This window comes from Curtobacterium sp. VKM Ac-2887 (assembly GCF_015350935.1).
In the GTDB taxonomy this organism is placed as follows: domain Bacteria; phylum Actinomycetota; class Actinomycetes; order Actinomycetales; family Microbacteriaceae; genus Curtobacterium.
Genome location: NZ_JADKSB010000018.1, coordinates 1 through 18,573 on the forward strand (window position 1 = coordinate 1; position 18,573 = coordinate 18,573).

The following is an 18,573-nucleotide window of genomic DNA, read 5'->3' on the forward strand; positions in this document are numbered from 1 at the left end:
GGGAGGCCCGGTACCAGCTGGTACCGGGCCTCCCGTCCGCCTTTTCCCTGTTTTCACGCAACCGGCCTCGCAGGCTCGGTCGGCGCTGGCGCCGCGCGCCGCTGGCGCGTCGCTTCATGCGGAGCGCGCGCGCGCGTTGCGGGAGTCCGCACGCGACCGCACCGCGGCGCCCCCCCCGCACGCGGGGAACCGCAAGAGCAGTCGACGACTGTTGCCGTGGCGGCGTCGCCGGGTGAGGCTTCTCATGCACCGACCGCCGTGCCCCTCCCGAGGGGCCAGACCGCGGTACCCCGTCCGGTACCCGAACCTCGTGGCCCACCCACTCCGTCGTCCGTCCTCGCCTGATCCGAGGACGGGCGCCGGTCAGGACCGCGAGGGCCCGGACGCGCGGCAGACCCGACGGCGGTCGGTGCCGAACCCCGCTCCACTCCCCCACCCCGTTCCCCCGAAGGGACAGCCGATGTGCGGCATCATCGCGGCCCGCGTGTCTGACGACGCGACGCCCTACCTGCTCGACGGACTCGAACGACTCGAGTACCGCGGCTACGACTCCGCCGGCATCGCCGTCCGGACCGCCGCCGGACGCACCGAGACGATCCGCTCGGTCTCCCGCGTCGGGGACCTGCGCACGCTCGTCGCCGCCCGGTCCGGCGACGCCCTGACCGGCGTCGGCATCGGCCACACCCGCTGGGCCACGCACGGTGCCGTGCGCGAGGCGAACGCCCACCCGCACGCCGACTGCTCGCGCCGGATCAGCATCGTGCACAACGGCATCATCGAGAACGCCGACCGCCTGCGTGACATGCTCACGGCGCAGGGCCACCGGTTCCGCTCCGAGGTCGACTCCGAGGTCATCGCGCACCTCGTCGAGCGCGCCCTGGCCGTCGACCCGGACCTGATGCTCGCCGTGCAGATCGCGACCGCGCAGCTCGAGGGGTCGTGGGCGATCGTCGTCCTCGACGCCCGCGACGGCCGGATGGTCGTGGCTGCGGACCGTTCCCCGCTCGTCGTCGCCCGGTCCGCCCGCGGCGACTTCGTGGCGAGCGACATCGGTGCGATCGCCGAGTGGTGCGAGACCTTCGTGGCGCTCCGCGACGGTGACGTGGTCGAGCTCGGCGAGGCCTGGACCTGGTCGTCGAACGGGATCACCGTCCCCGTGCCGTTCCCCACCCCGTCGCCGTTCGCCGCCACCGCGCTGGACCTCGGCGACCACCCCGACCACATGGCGAAGGAGATCGGCGAGCAGGCCGACGTCGTCAGCACGATCCTGGACCGCATCGCCCGCCGCACCGCGGACGGCAGCATGTGGGTCGGCCTCGGGCTGCCCGCCTTCCAGCGCCTGGCGATCGTCGCCTGCGGCACCTCGCTCAACGCCGGCCAGGTGATCGCCACCGCGCTGCGCGGCATCGGCGGCGTCCCCACCGACATCGTCGTCGCGAGCGAGGCCGACCAGGCCGTCCTCGGCCCCGACACCCTGGTCGTCGCGATCAGCCAGTCCGGCGAGACCGCCGACGTCCTCCGCGCGCTCGACCGCTTCGAGGACCGCCACCCGGTGCTCGCGCTCACGAACAACATGCACTCCTCGCTGGCCCGTCGCGCCGACGCCGTGCTCCACTGCCACGCCGGTCCGGAGATCGGCGTCGCAGCGACGAAGACGTTCACCGCGCAGGTCGTCGTCGGGGTCGCCGCGGTGATCTCTGCGCTCGTGGCGTCCGGCCGCATCGAGGTCGCACGTGCCCACGCGCTCGTCGACGAACTGCTCGACCTGCCGGCACGCATCGAGCACGCCACGCAGGTGTCCGCCGACCGGATGCCGCTCCTGGTGTCGAGCGTGAAGGAGGCCACCGGCTTCCTGTTCCTCGGCCGCGGTGCGGGCCTGCCGTACGCCGCCGAGGGCGCACTCAAGCTCAAGGAGCTCAGCTACCGCTGGGCCGAGGCGTACCCCGCGGGCGAGCTGAAGCACGGCCCGCTCGCCCTCGTCGACGAGGGCACCCCCGTCGTCGTGATCGACCACGGGGAGCCGAAGATCCAGTCGGCGATCGCCGAGGTCCGGGCCCGCGGCGGGTTCGTCATCACCATCGGCGGCGAAGGCTCCGACATCCCGGCGCTCGGCAGCCGCGGCACCGGCGGACTCGCCTGGGGCGCCATGGCGGCGCCGTGGGGTCCGCTCGAGGCCGTCGTGCCGCTGCAGATGCTCGCCCGCGAACTCGCGCTGCAGCTCGGCTGCGACGTCGACAAGCCGCGCAACCTGGCGAAGTCGGTGACGGTCGAGTGATGCGCGGTCGGATGAACCACCTGACGACGTTCCTGGTCGTGCTCACGGCGTTCGCGATCGCCATGACGACGGTGCTCGTCGTCGTGGTGGCCGGGCCGACCGTCCTGGGCTGAGCCGGGCGGGCGGGCGCGGGCGGGCGGGCGGGCGTCGACTCGGATCGACGTTCTCGATGTCGTACGACGTCGAGGGTGTCGTTCCACATCGTCCTCGACGCCGGGTCTCGGGCAGTTCGCGGGACACGGCTGCGATGCTGGTCCCTTGACCACCGCAGCCCCGCCCCTCGTGTTCGTCGCGCTCGTCGTCGGCGCGCTCCTGCCGTTCCTGCCGCTCGTCGGACGCGTCGCCCGGATCGCCGCGACCATCGCCCACGAGGTCGGGCACTGCATCGTCGTCGTCCCGTTCGGCGGCCGCATCCAGCGCATCGACCTGCACCCGGACGGCTCCGGCGAGGCCTGGGTCCAGCTCGGCCGGGTCCCCGGCGGCATCCGCTGGCTCGTCCGGATCCTCAACCTCTACGCCGGGTACAGCGCGCCGCTCTGGGCCGGGGTGCTGCTGGTGACCGGGGTGCTGCACGGCTCGCGGTGGCTGCCCGTCGCCGTGCTCGGGGTCATCGGGCTCGTGGCGCTGGTGTTCGTGCGGAACTGGTTCGGGCTGCTCGTCGTGCTCGGGTTCGACGTCCTGGCGCTGTGGGTGGCACTGCGTCCGTCCGAGACCACGGTGCTCGTGGTCGCCGCGGTCGGGGCGTTCTTCGTCGTCGACGGACTGCGGTCGGTCATGCAGGTCGCACGGTGGCTGCTCACCGGCGCCCGCGTGCAGACGGACTTCCACATCGCCGCGGCCGAGATGCGGGTGCCGGCCGGGGTCTGGTTCGTGCTGTTCGTGCTGGTGAACGGCCTCGCGGTGTGGCTTGCACGGGTCCCGCTGCTCGAGGTCTGGGACACCGTCGTGGCGGGCGTGCGCGCGCTCTTCTGACGGGGTGCCGTGCTCGCACCACGTCCGCGACGATCCACGCGGTGATCGACTCGTGCAATGTCGCAGAACGGGTGCGCAGCCCCGCGCCTACTCCCAGGGGCACTGCGCGAGCTCGGCGGGGTCGAACACCCGGCCGCCGGCGACGACGAGCGACCGCGGCACCCGTCGCACCAGGGCGTCCATCGGGTTCTCGGCGTCGAGCAGCACCACGTCGGCACGCGCCCCCGCCACGAGGTCGTGCGCCTCGTCGGTGACGAACCGGGCACCGTCGCGCGTGGCGAGCTCCACCACGCGGGTCAGGTCCTCGTCCCGCACCACACCGCCGGCCCGCGCGTACTGCCACGCGATGCCGAGCAGGTCGCCGTCGCCGTAGGGGCTCCACAGGTCACGGATGCCGTCGGTGCCGAAGCCGAACCGCACGCCGGCCTCGTCGAACTCTTGCAGGGGAAGCTGTCGCATCCGCACCGGGGCGACGGTGGTCATCGTGACGCCGAGCGACGCCATCCGGGCGAGCAGGTCGCGGCGACGCACGGGATCGACGTCGACGATCGCGAACCCGTGGGCGATGTTGACCCTGCCCGGTGCGATGCCGAGCCGCTCCACCCGGTCGAGCACCAGGTCGAACGCGAACGCACCGAGCTCGGCGGGCTCGTGCAGGTGGATGTCGATGCCGCACCCGGTGTCGGCGGCGATGGCGAACAGGCCGTCGAGCTGCCCGACCGGGTCGCGGTCGATGAGCGACGGGTCGAGCCCACCGATGTGGTCGGCTCCGGCCGTCGCCGCCTGCCGCAGCAGGTCGAGCACACCGGGCCGCCGCAGCACGCCGTCCTGTGGGAACGCGACGATCGACACCTCGACCGCACCGTCGAGCGCGTCGGCCGCCGCACGCACGGCCTCGATCCCCCGCAGCCCGACGCCGAGGTCGACGTCGACGTGTGTGCGGACCCGGGTGGTGCCGGTGCGCAGCCCCTCGCGCAGCACCCGGGTGGCGACGGGTTCGCTCGGGATCCCGAGGGCGTCACGCCGAGCTCGTTCGTGCGCGATGCGCCCCTGCGTGCCGGGCTCGCCGCCGTACGACTCCCACTCGTGCCCCCACCAGCTCTTGTCGACGTGGGCGTGCGTGTTGACGAACCCCGGCAGCGCGAGCTGGCCGCGCCCGTCGACGACCCGAGCACCAGCACCAGCACCGGCACCGCCACTGGCACTGGCACCGCCCGCGACGCCGTCGCCCGCTCCGGACGCGGTGACCGAGACGATGCGGCCGTCCGCCACCCGGATGTCCGACCGTGCACCACCCCACGGACGGACATCGCGGATGATCAGGGTCGCTTCGTCGGTCGCCATGCCCCCCATCGTGGCAGCCGCCAGAGCTCCGCCGCGACCCCACCGCACCCCGGTTCCGCGTAACGGAACGCCGCAATCGCCTGTCCACGCAGCGAAGGCTGCGAGGCTACCGCCAGACGACTCCCGGAGGTGTCCCATGGCGAACGACGATCACGGTTTCTCGACCGAACAGGTGCACGGCGGCTTCGTGCCCGACGCGGGGCACGGCGCACGGATCCCGGCCATCCACATGTCCTCCGGCTTCCTCTTCGACGACTTCGACCAGGCGCGCGACCGCTTCGCCGGCACCGAGGACGGCTACACCTACACCCGCCTCGGCAACCCGACGAACGCCGACGTCGAGCGCCGCGTCGCCCTGCTCGAGCGGGGCGTCGAGGCGATCCTCGTCGGCAGCGGCCAGGCGGCGGCCACCATCGCGTTCCTCGGCCTCCTGCAGGCGGGCGACCACGTCGTCGCCGCCCGCAGCATCTACGAGGGCACCAAGGGGCTGCTCGTGCAGAACCTCGGCCGCCTCGGCATCGAGGTCGACTTCGTCGCCGACCAGCGCGACCTCGACGAGTGGGCACGGCTCGTCCGCCCGAACACGAAGGCGTTCTTCGCCGAGACGATCCCGAACCCGAAGAACGACGTCCTCGACATCACCGGCGTCGCCGACACCGCGCACCGTGCCGGGGTCCCCCTGATCGTGGACAACACCCTGGCGACGCCGTACCTGGTCCGCCCGGTCGAGCACGGCGCCGACATCGTCATCCACTCGGCATCGAAGTTCCTGTCCGGCCACGGCGCGGGCCTCGGCGGCGTGGTCGTCGACGGCGGCACGTTCGACTGGTCCGCATCCCCCGAGCGCTGGCAGCACCTCACCAGCCCGGAGCGGTCACTCGGCGGCGACAGCTACGTCGAGCGTTACGGCAACCGGGCGTTCGTCGTCTTCGCGCGTGACGTCGTCGCCTCGCGCATCGGCCCCACCCCGTCGCCGTTCAACGCGTTCCTGATCCGCCAGGGCATCGAGACGCTGAGCCTGCGCGTGGAACGCCACAGCGCGAACGCGCTGGCGGTGGCGCAGTGGTTGGAAGCACAGCCGGAGGTGACGAGCGTCGACCACGCGGGTCTGGCCTCCAGTCCGTTCCACGACCTCGCCCAACGCTACCTGCCGCGCGGAGCCGGCTCCGTCTTCGCGTTCACGCTGGCGGGCGGCGAAGCCGCCGCGCACACCTTCATCGACAGCGTCCAGCTGTTCAGCCGGATGACCCACCTGGGCGACGTCCGCTCGCTGATCCTGCACCCCGCGACGACGACGCACGCCGGCAAGACCGCCGCGGAGCGCGCCGACCAGGGCATCGACGACGGTCTGATCCGTCTGTCGGTCGGCATCGAGGACGTCGCGGACCTGCTCCGCGACCTGGAACGCGGGTTCGCCGCGTTGCGTTCTGCAGACGGCAGTGCTGACCGGGAGGCCCGTGGCGCGTCCGACGCGGAGCGCGCGTCCCTGGAACACTCGGTCCCGGGCACGCACGTGATCTCGGAGGAGCTCTAGACGATGGCACGACCGCAACACTTCGGGTACTTCTTCTCACGCGGGTTCGGCCCGCAGGCGTGGGGGCGCTCGGACTGGGACTGGGGCCACGACTGGACCAAGCCCGACCTGTACCAGCAGTCCGTCCGCACGCTCGAGCAGGCCGGCATGGACCTGGTGATCGCGGAGGACGCCATCTCGCTCGGCAACCCGTCGACGCTCGACCTGCGCATCCGCCAGGCGTACGGCGGCCCGAAGCACGACCCGTTGCTGCTCGCGCCGTACCTGTTCGCGGCGACCTCGCACATCGGCATCGCGCCGACCGTCAACGCCGGGTTCACGCCGCCGTACCTGGCCGCACGACAGTTCGCCACGCTGGCGCACCTGTCGTCCGAACGGCTCGGCATCAACGTCGTGACCGACGTCGGCAGTGCCCGGCACGCTGGTCTGCCGCCGCTGCCGCACGACCAGGCGTACGACCGGGCCGAGGAGTGGATCACGCTGCTCCGCCGGCTCTGGGGGTCGTGGGGGTCGTCCGGGTACGTCGGGGACCCCTCCGACTGGCACTTCGCTGACGGCGACGCCCTCGACGCGTTCCACCACGAGGGCGCGTACTTCACCGCCGACGGCCCGCTCAACGCGCTGCCGCTCGACTCGGACCCGGTGGTCGTCTCCCCCGGTGGCTCCGGTCGGGGCCTCGCGTTCGCCGGCACCCACTCGGACGTGCAACTCGCGCTCGCGCCCCTGTCGGCCGCCGCGGTGGCGGACTACCGCGGTCGCGTGATCGCCGCAGCGCAGGCCGCCGGACGCACGGCCGCCGACCTGCGCATCCTGTTCGTCCTCAAGCCCGAGATCGTCTCGTCGTCCGACGAGGCCGACCGGATCGTCGAGGCGTCCCGGCACCCGTCCGACGACGACCTGCGGACCGCGGCGATCGCGTGGTCGAGCGACTCCGAGACGGACCTGCTCGCGCTCGACCTCGACGCGCCCGTGCCGGACGGGACCTTCGGCGACCACGTCTCCGCCGGCACGATCCGCGGGCTGCTCGGCGACACCCCGGACGCCCCGCTGCGCGCGCTCCTGGAACGCAAGGCCCGCAAGGGGCGGGTGTCCTCGCGCGAGGGCTTCGTGGGGACCGCCGACGAGTTCGCGGACTTCATCGAGGAGCTCGGGTCGGACGCGGACAACGACGGCATCATCTTCTCGGGCGACCTGCACCCGGCGCAGATCCACCGGATGTTCGGCGACCTGGTGCCGGTGCTCCGGCGCCGTGGGATCCTGCGGCGGGAGTACGGCGCCGGGGGCATCCGGGCGAACCTGTTCGACTTCTAGTGGTGGACCGGCTCGACTAGTGGTGGACCGGCTCGACCACGCCTGATTCCTCGACGTCACGGACGTCGTCGGCCGTGCGGAGGATCTCCGCACGGTCCGAGGCGGAGTTGATCGCCCAGTAGTAGATCACCAGTGAGAACACCGCGACCACGACGATGTCGATCCACAGCGGGAACAGCGGGTGCGTCAGCGGACCGAAGTCGCTGAGGAACACGATGAGCCCCATGCCGATCAGGTAGGGCAGCAGCCACTGCGCCGCCTTCCAGTCCCAGCGCGGCCGGACGCTCGAGGCACCGCGGAACACGTTGTTCAGGATGATCACCACGGCACCGATGAGGATCGCGACGCCGAGCTTCCAGTCGGTGTCCCACCCGGTCCACAGGATGATGAGGTTCGCGACGATGAACGCGACCGGTGACAGCACCGCGGCGGCGGGCATCCGGTAGGGGCGCTCGATCTCCGGGATCCGCTTCCGGAACGCACCGAGCGCCAACGGGGCACCGGCGTACATCAGGACCGACGCGCTCGTGATGAGGCTCACCAGCCCCTGCCACGAGGGGAACGGTGCGAAGCACGCGCAACCGACGACGAACGCCGTGACGAGCCCGACCCACGGCACGCCCTGCTTCGTCGTCCACTCGAACGCCTTCGGGAAGTACCCGTTGCGACTGAGTCCGTAGGAGATGCGGCTCGTCGCCGTCACGTAGATCAGCCCGGTCCCCGCGGGCGAGATGATCGCGTCGATGAAGATGACCACCGCCAGCCACGTGATGCCCGCGGCCATCGCGATGTCGGCGAACGGCCCCGTGTACTTCGTGAAGTCGGCGGTGGCCCAGGACCCCTGGATCGCATCCGACCGGAGCACCCCGAGGAACACGACCTGCAGCAGCAGGTAGATCACCAGCCCGATGAGCACCGAGCCGATGACGGCGCGCGGGATGTCCCGCCGCGGGTTCTTCGCTTCACCCGCGAGCTGGTCGGCCTGCTCGAAGCCCAGGAAGGCGAAGATGATGCCGGAGGTGGACACCGCCGCCAGGACCCCCTTGGCACCCTCGGGCATGAAGCCGTCAGCCGCCGTGAAGTTCGAGCCGTGGAACCCGCTGAACGCCAGCACGATGATGACCAGCAGCGGGATGGCGACCTTCCACCACGTCGCCGCCGAGTTCGTGTTCGCGAGGATCCGGACGCTGAGCAGGTTGATCACGGTGACCACCGCCATGAGGACGACGGCGACCGCGATGCCCGCGCCGGTGAGCAGCTGCTGCGTCTCCCCGTCCACCGTCGTCGTGTGCAGCCACGGGTGCGCGAACTGCCAGTGCTGCGCGTACTTGATCATCGCCTCGACCTCGATCGGGGCGACGGTCACGGACTGCAACCAGGAGAACCAGCCGAACGACGCGCCGGCGATGCCACCGAACGCGATGTGCGGGAACCGTGCCGTCCCGCCCGCGATCGGGAACATGCCGCCGAGTTCGGCGTGTACGAGGGCGAGGACGAGGATCGCCACACCACCGATGAGCCACGAGATGATCGCGGCCGGGCCGGCGGTCTTCAGGGCCTCCTGTGACCCGAAGAGCCAACCGGAGCCGATGATCGACCCCGTCGAGGCCCAGATGAGCCCGATGAAGCCCACGTTCCGCTTGAGGCCGGAGTCCGGCAACGCCGGCGTCGTCGTTGTAGCCACTGCTGCTCCCGTCGAGTGAGCGGGCCCCACGAACGGGGGTCGCGCTCATCGACTCTGGCACCGGGACAGCGGCTTGGCCGGATTCTTTAACATGCCGGAAACAATTGTGCTGTATAAGCACTCAGGCTGCTACTTCTTGGACTTCTTCTTCTTGCCGTCGTCCTTCTTGTCCGACTTCTTCTTGTCGGACTTCTTCTTGCCGTTGTCCTTCTTCTTGGACGGCGTCTTGTCCGACTTCTTCGGCTTCTTGCCGTCGTCCTGCTTCTTGGACGGCTTCTTGTCCGACTTCTTCGGCTTCGCTTCCCCCGAAGGCAACGGCAGGACCGGTGCCTGCTCCGGCGACTCGACCCCGTCGATCGGCTCGACGACCACGGCGGAACCCGTGTCCAGCGCGACGTCGACCGCGTGTTCCTCGAGCACGGGCGCGAGCGCGTCCGTCACCCGCTCCACGGTGAGCACCGCGTCGTCCTCGGCGAGCCGCAACAGCGCCTGCGCGGTCCGCACCCGGGTCGTGGTCTTGCGTGCCAGGACGTCGGCGCGCGCACCCTCGAGGAACGTGCGGAGCGTGCGCTCGACGACCGACCGTCCACGCGGTGCAGCGCGGTCCAGGCGGTCCAGCTCACCGGCGACCCCGGCCACGTCATCGGCGACGTGCTCGTGCCGCACCGACTCGATCAGCGCCGCGATCGCTGCTGCACCCCGTTCGACAGCAGCCGAACGCTGGTCGAGCACGACGAGCATCTCGACGACCGAACCGTAGGTGACGGTCTCGAGGCGGACGGGCTCGGCACCCCGGCCGCGGACGACCAGGCGGGCGTCGGGCGTGGGCAGCCAGGCAGCGAGGGCGGCAACCGTGGCGACGGACCCCACGATCCGCTCGTAGTCGGCGAGCACCACTCGCTCCTGCTCGCGCAGACGGACTCGGATCGCGATCTCCTGCACCACGTGGGGGCCTTCCGTTCGGGGTCGGCGCGGGCGTTTCTCTGCGCCTCCTCCGGAGCGTAGTCCCCTGACGTGGCGAGACAGCGAACGCCCCGGCATCGTCCAGGGACGGTGACGGGGCGTTCGTGCAACACGTGGTGACAGCGGCTCGACGACCGGCGAATGGTGGAGATGGGGGGAATCGAACCCCCGTCCATCGCTGCAATTCGACGTCTTCTACGGGCGTATCCGGATAGTTCGTTCTGCTCGGCCCCGTCCTTTGCTACCGGCTTCTAGGACGACGGGCCCAGTCTCAGTGCAAGTCCCGCACGGCCCTGAGGCGCAACCGTGCAGCAAGTCCTCTGGATGACGCCGGGATCAGGTTAGGGGACGGTCACCTGGCCGACGGACTTCATGTGCTGGGCTGCTTACGCAGCGAGAGCGAAGTCAGTGCGCTTGGAATTGGCACTTGTTGTTTTCCACGGATCGTTCGCGAGATAACCGTGGGTCCTCGGCCCGCTTCCCGTCGGCACACAGGCAATGTCGAAACCGATCATCCCCATGCGGGCCGGACGTGCGAGCCGCTGTCACGCTGTTGAGTTGTGTTGCGACTGCTCCGATCGGACCAGTCCCTCAGTCTAGCTGACCGAGGTACGAGGCCGCTACTCGCCGACGCGGTTCTTCGTGCGCATGGCCCGCTCGGCCTCACGCTTGTCGGTCTTCTCCCGCATGGCCTGACGCTTGTCGAACTCGCGCTTGCCCTTGGCGACCGCGATCTCGATCTTCGCTCGGCCATCGTGGAAGTAGATCTGCAGCGGCACGAGGGTGTAGCCACCCTGGGCCGTCTTGTGCGAGATCTTCACGATCTGCTGCTTGTGGAGGAGCAGCTTGCGCTTGCGCCGAGGTGCGTGGTTGTTCCACGTGCCCTCGGTGTACTCGGGGATGTGCACGGCATCGATCCAGGCTTCGCCCCGGTCGATGTAGGCGTACCCGTCGACCAACGAGGCGCGTCCCATTCGCAGGGACTTCACCTCGGTGCCGGACAGGACCATGCCGGCCTCGTACGTGTCCTCGATGAGGTAGTCGTGTCGGGCGCGACGGTTCGTCGCGACGATCTTCTCACCGCGTTCCTTCGCCATGACGACTCCTCTCGTTCCGGGCACTGCAGTGCGCAGCCCTACAGACTACCCAACAGCAGGCGCCTCACGCACCTTCCCGGCGCGGCGGATCAGACCTTGAGGTAGCGGCGGATGGCGATCGACGCCGACACCGCGGCGAGCAACACCCCGATGACGATCACCGACGGCACCACGATGGCCGCATCCCCCATGCCGATGAACGCTGTGCCGGTGAAGCGCTCGGCCAGGAAGTTCCGGACGAAGAACCACACCACCGCGGTGATGGCGCCACCCGCCAGGACGGCTCCGATGGCGGCGGCGATCACCCCCTCGAGCACGAACGGCGTCTGGATGAACCGGTTCGACGCACCGACCAGCCGCATGATGCCGAGCTCTCGTCTGCGACTGAAGGCGGACAACCGGATCGTGGTCGCGATGAGGAGCACGGCGGCGACGAGCATCAGCGCCGCGATGCCGATCGCCGTGTACGACGACGCGTTGAGCAGGTTGAAGATCGGTTGCAGGTAGCCGCGTTGGTCGACGACGCTCTGCACACCGGCGACCTTCGACAGGCTCTCGACGAGGACGTCGGCCTGCGACGGGTTCTTCAGGTTCACCCAGAAGGTCTCGTTGAGGTACTCGGGCTTGACGAACTCGGTCGCCGCGGAGTCCTTGAACTGCTCCTTGAAGCGGGTGAACGCCTGGTCCTGGTCCTCGTAGTACGTCTTCTCGATGTACGGCTTGAGCGTGGACGACTCGAGCTGGGCCTGGACCTGCTTCCGCTGGTCCTCGGTGGCCTTGGCACCCGTGCAGTTGCCGGTGGTGTCAGTGTCGGTGCACAGGTAGACGGCGACCTGCGCCCGGTCGTACCAGTACCCCTTCATCTGGTTGATCTGCATCTGGAGCAGGATCGCGGTCCCGACGAAGGTGAGCGAGATGAAGGTCACGAGGACGACGGAGACGACCATCGACGCGTTGCGCCGCAGGCCCGAGCCGACCTCGGACATGACGAGCCCGAGCCTCATCGGATGAGCCCCGGGATGGTCTGGATGCCGGTGGTGTTCGACACGGTGCCGCGCTGGATCGGGACCGCCTGGGTCTGGTAGCCGCCGGACTGCTCGTCACGGAGGACCGTGCCGTTCGACAGCTCGATGACCCGACGCTGCATCTGGTTCACGATGCTGGCGTCGTGGGTCGCCATGAGCACGGTGGTGCCTCCCTGGTTGATGCGTTCGAGGAGCGCCATGATGCCGGCGGACGTGGTGGGGTCCAGGTTGCCGGTGGGCTCGTCGGCCAGCAGGATCGCCGGCTTGTTGACGACGGCGCGGGCGATCGCCACGCGCTGCTGCTCACCACCGGAGAGCTCGTGCGGCATGCGGGTCGCCTTGCCCGCGAGTCCGACGAGCTTCAGCACGTCCGTGACGGCCTCGCTGATGAAGCCCTTGCTCTTGCCGATCACCTGCAGCGAGAACGCGACGTTGTCGAAGACGTTCTTGTTGGGCAGGAGTCGGAAGTCCTGGAACACGACGCCGAGGTTGCGCCGGAAGTACGGGACCTTCCGCGACGCCAGGGACCCGAGGCGCTGCCCGAGCACGTGGATCTGGCCGCGGGAGGGCTTCTCCTCCTTGAGCACGAGGCGCAGGAAGCTGGACTTGCCGGAACCCGAGGCGCCCACGAGGAACACGAACTCGCCCTTGAGGATCTCGAGGGTGAGGTTGTCGAGCGCCGGACTCGGGTTGCCCGAGTAGACCTTGGTGACCTGGTCGAATTTGATCATGACCGGATCAGGGTAGGTCGCCCCGCTTGGAAAGCAAGCGAGGCGCGCGGCTCACGAACCCCTACGCGTCGACGGATTGCTTGCGCCAGCGGATGCCGGCGTTGATGAAGCCGTCCAGGTCGCCGTCGAACACGGCTGAGGGGTTGTTCACCTCGTGCTCGCTCCGCAGGTCCTTGACCATCTGGTACGGCGCCAGCACGTAGGACCGGATCTGGTCGCCCCAGCTCGCCGTGATGTTGCCGGCGAGCTCCTTCTTCTTCGCGTTCTCCTCTTCCTTCTTCAGGAGGAGCAGGCGCGACTGCAGCACGCGCATGGCGGCCGCACGGTTCTGGATCTGCGACTTCTCGTTCTGCATGGAGACGACGGTGCCGGTCGGGATGTGCGTCAGGCGCACCGCGGAGTCGGTCGTGTTGACGGACTGCCCGCCGGGGCCCGACGAACGGAAGACGTCGACGCGGATGTCGTTCTCGGGGATGTCGATGACCATCGTCTCCGGCATGAGCGGGATGACCTCGACCGCGGCGAACGAGGTCTGCCGCTTGCCCGCTGCGCCGAACGGCGACATGCGGACGAGTCGGTGGGTGCCGGCCTCGATCGACAGGGTGCCGAAGGCGTGGGGGGCGTCGACCTCGAACGTGGCGGACTTGATGCCCGCTTCTTCGGCGTAGGACGTCTCCATCACGGTGGTCTTGAAGCCGTGCTGTTCGGCGTACCGCAGGTACATGCGCATGAGCATCTCGGCGAAGTCCGCGGCGTCGACGCCGCCGGCCCCGGCGCGGATGGTGATCACGGCGGGGCGGTCGTCGTACTCGCCGTCGAGGAGCGTCTGCACCTCGAGGTCGCCCATGGTCTTCTGGACCGCCTTGAGCTCGGCGACGGCTTCGTCGGCCGAGTCCTGGTCGTCGCCTTCGTTCGCCATCTCGACCAGCACCTCGAGGTCGTCGATGCGTCGCTCGGTGTCGGTGATCTTCTTGAGCTCCGACTGCCGGTGCGAGAGCGCGCTCGTCACCTGCTGCGCGTGCTCGACGTCGTCCCAGAGGTCCTGGGCACCCGCCTGCTCGCTGAGGTCGGCGATCTCACGCTGCAGGCGGTCGACGTCGACCACCGAGCGGATGTTGCCGAAGGTCTCTCGGAGGGCGGAGAGCTGCTCGGTGAAGTCCAGTTCGACCATGGTCACCGATCCTACCGGCGCGAACCCGCCGCGGCAGACCGGGAGGCCCGGTGTGGATCCGTTGCGTCAGCTCGGCGATTCGACTTGCGCCCGGACCCTGATCCACCGATAGATTGCAGGACATGTTGCGCATCCAGAACATCAGTACATCAGTCCGCTTCCTGCCGGCTCTTTTCGTGGGCGCGGCGGTGGTCGCCGCGGTCATGATGCCCTCGTCGGCTTCAGCGTCCGCGCTGGAATCGAGCGGCGGCACCGCAGGGGGATCCGCCGAGATCTCCGGAACCGGGGACACGCAGGTCATCATCGACGACACAGACCCCGCGCAGATCCTCACCACGAAGAAGGTGGGCGGCGGCACCTGGATCTACGGGACCGGCGGTGGCAACTCGTACTCCTACTACGACCACAAGACGAAGAAGCACTCGTCGACGGCCTGCTCCGGGTACGGCACGAGCTGCCGGGGATCGGGCTGGGTCGCGAAGGAGAAGCGTTCCGTTGCGAAGGTCCTCAAGACTGCGTGGGGCAACACGGCCTTCTGGAACACGAAGTAGCCGTACCGGGGCGTCCTCGACCATGCTCCGGGTACTCGGTGCCTTCGCGGCGGCCGCGATCGCGCTGCTCCTCGGCTTCGCCGTGCAAGGCGCCCACGACACGCAGTCGATGGCGACCATCCGGTCGGCGCTGACCATCTCCCACGCGGGTGAGGACGCCCCGACCACGAAGCTCCTCCGCGCAGAGGCGACGGACCTCAGAGCGAACTTCTACCAGGTCCGCATCGACCCGACGGGACGGACTCCCACGCGGACGCTCGCTCCCGTCATCGGGGACCGGATTACCCACGAGCGTGTCTTCCCATCCGGGTCCTACGCTGCGTTCGACACGAGCCTGACGACGGAACTCACCCAGGCACCGAGCAGCCCACTCGGGACGTACTTCTCGACGCTGCCGCCCCGAGCGCTCGAAGCGGTGTCCGACCGTCTCGCGATCGCGGGAGTCGACACGCACGTCGAGGCGATGAGCTGGGGCGGGCTGGCTCTGTACTTGCTGGGGTACACCCCGCTCGTGATGGCGGCTGCGGTCGTCGGAGGCGCCTCGTGGCTGGCGGGCCGTGTCCGCGGGTTGGCCCAGGTGCGAGCACAGGCCGTCCTCCGGGTGCACGGCGTGCTCGGACCGTTCGTCCGGGACATCACCGCTTCCGTGCTCGTCGCTTCGGCGGCGTTCGTCATCTCGGCCGGTCCAGCGATCCTGCTGGTTCATGCGTACAACGGCGGACACCAGCTCTGGTCGTACCTCGCGATCAGCGCGGTCCTGCTCGGAGGGTTCCTCACGGCGTTCATCGTCGGGGCATCCGGTCCCGGACTCCTTCCGCGCGGGGTGCGATTCCGCCCGGCGTTCTCGAGCTGGCGTCCGTGGCTGCGTGGACGCGTCACGATGGCGGCGGCACAGGTCGCCACGCTGACCCTGGTGGTCTTCCTCATCGCCCAGGGCTCGGCTGCGTGGACCTCTCTCGCCGTCGTGCGTGCGAGCGGCCCTGACTGGCGGGGCTGCTCCGCGTGCACGGTCACCATCTTCAACGGGTTCGACGGCCAATCGGCTCTCGATGACGCCGTCAGGCCGTTCAGTTCATCGGTGCGAGCGTCGGAGCGGAAGGGGGAGGTGGTCCTGAGTTGGGTGCGGGGTGCCGTCCGGGGGAATCGGTTCAGTCCGGGCGACTCAGAATCGAACGTGATCCTCGCGAATCCGACCTTCGTCGCGCGCTCCGGAGGCGGTCTGCCGGATCCATTGCACGGGAAGGACGGGCCTGGAGAATGGGGGCTCCTGGTGCCGAGTGACCACGCGGACCGTGCCGAGTCGATCGCGGACGAGTGGCTCGAAGCGTTCCGGGAGCCGCTCGGCACCGTCCCGAACCAGTCCGCGCCGAAGCGACCACACATCGCCACGTACCCCGCCGGGCGAGTGTTCAACTACGGGCAGACCGGCTTCCGGAACGAGGTCTACTCGGAGTCGCCGGTCATCGTCGTCGCCTCGGGGTCGGCTGGCCTTCTCGATGACGAGTCGTACTTCGCGGCTGGTTCGTCGGGCGACCTGCTCTTCACAGGCGGCCCACGAGAGACGCAGCAAGCGCTCGACACGGCGGGCGTCGAACGATCGGTGTACTCGCTGGACAGCCTCGGGACGCAGATCGCGAGAGGAACAGCGGCCGCGCAGTCGAAGCTCGTGGTGTCGCTCGTCTCGGCCGCTGCAGGTCTCGTCGCGCTGCTCGGCATGCTGACGATCGGAGCGCGCATGGATGTGGCCCGGAGACGCGACCAGCTGCTCGTCCTCCGAGCGCACGGCGAAGCTCCTGCCCGTGTCCACCTGGTGACGGCACCCCGGTCACTCGCCTTCCTCGCGAGCACGGGTGTCGCTGCCCTCGCCGCGGGGACCAGTGGGCTTCTCGGAGCCGACATCCCGACGGGAACGCTCGTCACCGTCGGGATCGCCGTTTCGGTCGTCGTCCTCGTGACGAACGCATTCATCACCACTCGGCTCACCACCACGAAGGGACTCACGACCGATGAACGATGACGATGCTGCCGTGCACGTGACCGGTCTCCACCACACCGTCGGGAACCGCGCCGTGGTCTGCGGGCTGGACCTGACCGCGCGGGCAGGCGCCGTCCACGCCGTCACGGGTTCCTCAGGTGTCGGCAAGTCGACCCTGCTCCGGTTGCTCGGAGGACTCGAGCGACCGACGAGCGGCGCGATCCGGGTGTTCGACCAGCAGGTGGACACGTTGCGTGGACCGGCACTGCGCCGGTACCTCCGTGACTGCGTCGGTTTCGTGTTCCAGGACGCCGGTCTCGTTGCGCAGTGGACGGTGCGGAAGAACATCTCCGCCGTGCAGGCAGCAGCACCTCGCGCCCCGTCTCCACACCCTTGAGCATCGAAGCCGCCGCCGATCGTGTCGATCTGCCCAGCCGGCTGCTCGATGCGCGCGCCGGGGAACTCAGTGGCGGCGAGCGTCAGCGTGTGTCGATCGCCCGCGTCCTCGTTCGGAAACCTCCGCTGGTGCTCCTCGACGAACCCACCTCCGCCCTCGACGCTGATCGGACGCGGATGGTCGTCGAGCTCATCCGCGACCTCGCAGACGACGGCGCCGTCGTCCTCGTCGCTTCGCACGACACGGTGATCACCGACGCGTCCGATGCCCGGACCGTGCTGCGGGAAGCGTCATCGACGACCTGACCGGTCGGCGTCGCACCCGCACCGGCGGGCGCGCTACCGCCCCAGCAACGGCTCCCGCGACGCCATGCCCGCAGCCCCGGCCCGCGCGACCGCGTCCGGCAGCGCCGCCAGGAAGGCGTCGACGTCCGCATCGGTCGAGGTGTGCCCGAGCGTGATCCGGAGCGCGCCGCGGGCGTCCTGCTCCGACAGGCCCATTGCGAGCAGCACGTGCGACGCCTCGGGCACGCCGGCCTGGCACGCGGATCCGGTCGAGACGGCGACCCCGGCCGCGTCGAGCAGGAACAGCAGCGAGTCGCCCTCGCAGCCCGGGAACGTGAAGTGCGCGTTGCCGGGCAGCCGGTCGTCGGGGTCCCCCATCAGCACGGCGGACGGCACGGCCGCGCGGACACCGGCGACGAGCCGGTCGCGCAGGGCGACGAGCGACGGGTGCGGCATCGGTTCGGCGGCGACCATCGTGGCCGCGACGCCGAACGAGGCCGCAGCGGGGGCGTCCTGGGTGCCGCTCCGCACCTGGCGCTGCTGCCCGCCGCCGTGGATGAGGGGCTCGACGGTGGCCTTCCGCCCGAGCACCAGCGCACCGATGCCGACCGGTCCGCCGACCTTGTGCGCGGAGACGCTCAGGGCGTCGAGACCGGACGCGGCGAACGACACCGGCACCTGGCCGTAGGCGGCGACGGCGTCGCTGTGCACGGGCACGCCGGCGGCGTGCGCCAGCTCCACGATCCGTGCCACGGGCTGGATGGTGCCCACCTCGTTGTTCGCCCACAGGAACGTGACCAGGGCGACGTCGTCGGCGGAGGCGAGCCGTGCCTCCAGTCCGACGAGGTCGACGCGACCCTGCGCGTCCAACGGGACCACGTCGATGACGGCGCCCTCGTGCGTCTCCAGCCAGGTCAGGGTGTCGACGGTGGCGTGGTGCTCGCCACCCGGCACGACGATGCGGGGGCGGGCACGGTCGCGTTGCCGGGCCCAGAACAGGCCCTTCACGGCGAGGTTGATGCTCTCCGTGCCGCCGGAGGTGAAGACGACCTCGACGGTGTCGGCGTCGAGCGACCGGGCGACGGCGGCGCGGCCGTCCTCGAGCAGCATCTTGGCGTGCTGCCCGGCGCTGTGGATCGACGACGGGTTGCCGACGGTCCCGAGCGCGTCGGTGAACGCGGCGAGCGCCTCCGGCAGGATCGGCGTCGTCGCGGCGTGGTCGAGGTAGACCGGCATCTGCACCCCCTGGAACGAGCGGT

At 69.9% G+C, this 18,573-nt stretch carries 17 protein-coding genes and 1 other RNA gene; 9 read left to right on the forward strand and 9 right to left on the reverse strand.

Annotated features, from left to right (window positions below; genetic code table 11):
* Window positions 1-460: 460 nt before the first annotated feature.
* The 3 genes from glmS to ITJ69_RS16655 all read left to right on the forward strand — a co-directional run bounded on the left by glmS (window position 461) and on the right by ITJ69_RS16655 (window position 3,247).
* Window positions 461-2,275 carry a glutamine--fructose-6-phosphate transaminase (isomerizing) gene (glmS, locus tag ITJ69_RS16650; RefSeq protein WP_194673384.1) on the forward strand — a complete coding sequence of 605 codons (1,815 nt, stop codon included), beginning with the start codon at window positions 461-463 and terminating at the stop codon, window positions 2,273-2,275.
* Window positions 2,275-2,388, forward strand: a complete 114-nt coding sequence (locus ITJ69_RS20780) for a Rax2 family protein (protein ID WP_240347339.1) — start codon at window positions 2,275-2,277, stop codon at window positions 2,386-2,388. The genes glmS and ITJ69_RS20780 overlap by 1 nt, the downstream gene beginning before the upstream one ends.
* A 145-nt stretch (window positions 2,389-2,533) precedes the next feature.
* Window positions 2,534-3,247 (forward strand): M50 family metallopeptidase, encoded by a 714-nt coding sequence (locus ITJ69_RS16655; protein ID WP_194673385.1) that lies wholly within the window; start codon window positions 2,534-2,536, stop codon window positions 3,245-3,247.
* An 87-nt stretch (window positions 3,248-3,334) separates the two neighbouring features.
* Here the strand turns inward: ITJ69_RS16655 and ITJ69_RS16660 are convergent, their stop codons facing one another.
* The gene (locus ITJ69_RS16660; RefSeq protein ID WP_194673386.1) at window positions 3,335-4,591 is read right to left on the reverse strand and encodes an amidohydrolase family protein; all 1,257 of its coding nucleotides are present in this window, start codon (window positions 4,589-4,591) and stop codon (window positions 3,335-3,337) included.
* A 136-nt stretch (window positions 4,592-4,727) separates the two neighbouring features.
* Here ITJ69_RS16660 and ITJ69_RS16665 point away from each other — a divergent pair, with 136 nt between their 5' ends.
* Both ITJ69_RS16665 and ITJ69_RS16670 read left to right on the forward strand, forming a co-directional pair.
* On the forward strand, window positions 4,728-6,125 hold the full coding sequence (locus ITJ69_RS16665; RefSeq protein ID WP_131919938.1) for an O-acetylhomoserine aminocarboxypropyltransferase/cysteine synthase family protein: 1,398 nt from the start codon (window positions 4,728-4,730) through the stop codon (window positions 6,123-6,125).
* Between the two features lie 3 nt (window positions 6,126-6,128).
* Entirely contained in the window at window positions 6,129-7,436 is a 1,308-nt protein-coding gene (locus tag ITJ69_RS16670; RefSeq protein WP_194673387.1) for an LLM class flavin-dependent oxidoreductase, read from the forward strand.
* A gap of 16 nt (window positions 7,437-7,452) precedes the next feature.
* On the opposite strand, the gene ITJ69_RS16675 is transcribed toward ITJ69_RS16670, so the two are convergent.
* The 7 genes from ITJ69_RS16675 to prfB all read right to left on the reverse strand — a co-directional run bounded on the left by ITJ69_RS16675 (window position 7,453) and on the right by prfB (window position 14,107).
* Window positions 7,453-9,120: an APC family permease gene (locus ITJ69_RS16675; protein WP_323743134.1), complete on the reverse strand. Its 1,668-nt coding sequence runs from the start codon at window positions 9,118-9,120 to the stop codon at window positions 7,453-7,455.
* Between the two features lie 129 nt (window positions 9,121-9,249).
* The gene (locus ITJ69_RS16680) at window positions 9,250-10,065 is read right to left on the reverse strand and encodes a hypothetical protein (protein WP_159573973.1); all 816 of its coding nucleotides are present in this window, start codon (window positions 10,063-10,065) and stop codon (window positions 9,250-9,252) included.
* A 160-nt stretch (window positions 10,066-10,225) separates the two neighbouring features.
* Window positions 10,226-10,602: a transfer-messenger RNA gene (gene ssrA / locus ITJ69_RS16685) on the reverse strand.
* Window positions 10,603-10,703: 101 nt separating this feature from the next.
* A complete protein-coding gene (gene smpB, locus ITJ69_RS16690; protein ID WP_123294782.1) occupies window positions 10,704-11,180 on the reverse strand; it encodes an SsrA-binding protein SmpB in 477 nt (158 codons plus the stop codon).
* 89 nt (window positions 11,181-11,269) lie between these two features.
* Complete coding sequence (gene ftsX, locus ITJ69_RS16695) at window positions 11,270-12,184, reverse strand: permease-like cell division protein FtsX (RefSeq protein WP_111086440.1); 915 nt, start codon at window positions 12,182-12,184, stop codon at window positions 11,270-11,272.
* Window positions 12,181-12,936: a cell division ATP-binding protein FtsE gene (gene ftsE / locus ITJ69_RS16700; RefSeq protein WP_111086441.1), complete on the reverse strand. Its 756-nt coding sequence runs from the start codon at window positions 12,934-12,936 to the stop codon at window positions 12,181-12,183. The genes ftsX and ftsE overlap by 4 nt, the downstream gene beginning before the upstream one ends.
* A gap of 61 nt (window positions 12,937-12,997) precedes the next feature.
* Complete coding sequence (prfB, locus tag ITJ69_RS16705) at window positions 12,998-14,107, reverse strand: peptide chain release factor 2 (RefSeq protein WP_132100217.1); 1,110 nt, start codon at window positions 14,105-14,107, stop codon at window positions 12,998-13,000.
* A 122-nt stretch (window positions 14,108-14,229) separates the two neighbouring features.
* On the opposite strand from prfB, the gene ITJ69_RS16710 reads away from it, so the two are divergent.
* From ITJ69_RS16710 to ITJ69_RS20790, 4 genes are read left to right on the forward strand one after another with little or no spacing between them, the layout of a single operon-like run.
* The gene (locus ITJ69_RS16710) at window positions 14,230-14,658 is read left to right on the forward strand and encodes a lactococcin 972 family bacteriocin (protein WP_159573972.1); all 429 of its coding nucleotides are present in this window, start codon (window positions 14,230-14,232) and stop codon (window positions 14,656-14,658) included.
* 22 nt (window positions 14,659-14,680) lie between these two features.
* Window positions 14,681-16,675, forward strand: coding sequence for a hypothetical protein (locus ITJ69_RS16715; protein WP_194673388.1), 1,995 nt, complete (start codon window positions 14,681-14,683; stop codon window positions 16,673-16,675).
* Window positions 16,665-17,030, forward strand: coding sequence for an ATP-binding cassette domain-containing protein (locus ITJ69_RS20785; RefSeq protein ID WP_194673389.1), 366 nt, complete (start codon window positions 16,665-16,667; stop codon window positions 17,028-17,030). Before ITJ69_RS16715 ends, ITJ69_RS20785 begins: the two co-directional genes overlap by 11 nt.
* Window positions 16,961-17,335 (forward strand): ATP-binding cassette domain-containing protein, encoded by a 375-nt coding sequence (locus ITJ69_RS20790; protein WP_323743135.1) that lies wholly within the window; start codon window positions 16,961-16,963, stop codon window positions 17,333-17,335. The genes ITJ69_RS20785 and ITJ69_RS20790 overlap by 70 nt, the downstream gene beginning before the upstream one ends.
* Window positions 17,336-17,368: 33 nt before the next feature.
* Here the strand turns inward: ITJ69_RS20790 and ITJ69_RS16730 are convergent, their stop codons facing one another.
* Window positions 17,369-18,550 (reverse strand): cysteine desulfurase family protein, encoded by a 1,182-nt coding sequence (locus ITJ69_RS16730; RefSeq protein ID WP_159573970.1) that lies wholly within the window; start codon window positions 18,548-18,550, stop codon window positions 17,369-17,371.
* Between the last annotated feature and the right edge of the window lie 23 nt (window positions 18,551-18,573).

Excerpts from the sequence above, each read along its gene's own strand:
- glmS (WP_194673384.1), top strand. The coding sequence starts at position 461 with ATGTGCGGCATCATCGCGGCCCGCGTGTCTGACGACGCGACGCCCTAC.
- ITJ69_RS20780 (WP_240347339.1), top strand. The coding sequence starts at position 2,275 with ATGCGCGGTCGGATGAACCACCTGACGACGTTCCTGGTCGTGCTCACG.
- ITJ69_RS16660 (WP_194673386.1), bottom strand. The coding sequence starts at position 4,591 with ATGGCGACCGACGAAGCGACCCTGATCATCCGCGATGTCCGTCCGTGG.
- ITJ69_RS16665 (WP_131919938.1), top strand. The coding sequence starts at position 4,728 with ATGGCGAACGACGATCACGGTTTCTCGACCGAACAGGTGCACGGCGGC.
- ITJ69_RS16670 (WP_194673387.1), top strand. The coding sequence starts at position 6,129 with ATGGCACGACCGCAACACTTCGGGTACTTCTTCTCACGCGGGTTCGGC.
- smpB (WP_123294782.1), bottom strand. The coding sequence starts at position 11,180 with ATGGCGAAGGAACGCGGTGAGAAGATCGTCGCGACGAACCGTCGCGCC.
- ftsX (WP_111086440.1), bottom strand. The coding sequence starts at position 12,184 with ATGAGGCTCGGGCTCGTCATGTCCGAGGTCGGCTCGGGCCTGCGGCGC.
- ftsE (WP_111086441.1), bottom strand. The coding sequence starts at position 12,936 with ATGATCAAATTCGACCAGGTCACCAAGGTCTACTCGGGCAACCCGAGT.
- prfB (WP_132100217.1), bottom strand. The coding sequence starts at position 14,107 with ATGGTCGAACTGGACTTCACCGAGCAGCTCTCCGCCCTCCGAGAGACC.
- ITJ69_RS16710 (WP_159573972.1), top strand. The coding sequence starts at position 14,230 with ATGTTGCGCATCCAGAACATCAGTACATCAGTCCGCTTCCTGCCGGCT.
- ITJ69_RS16715 (WP_194673388.1), top strand. The coding sequence starts at position 14,681 with ATGCTCCGGGTACTCGGTGCCTTCGCGGCGGCCGCGATCGCGCTGCTC.
- ITJ69_RS20785 (WP_194673389.1), top strand. The coding sequence starts at position 16,665 with ATGAACGATGACGATGCTGCCGTGCACGTGACCGGTCTCCACCACACC.
- ITJ69_RS16730 (WP_159573970.1), bottom strand. The coding sequence starts at position 18,550 with ATGCCGGTCTACCTCGACCACGCCGCGACGACGCCGATCCTGCCGGAG.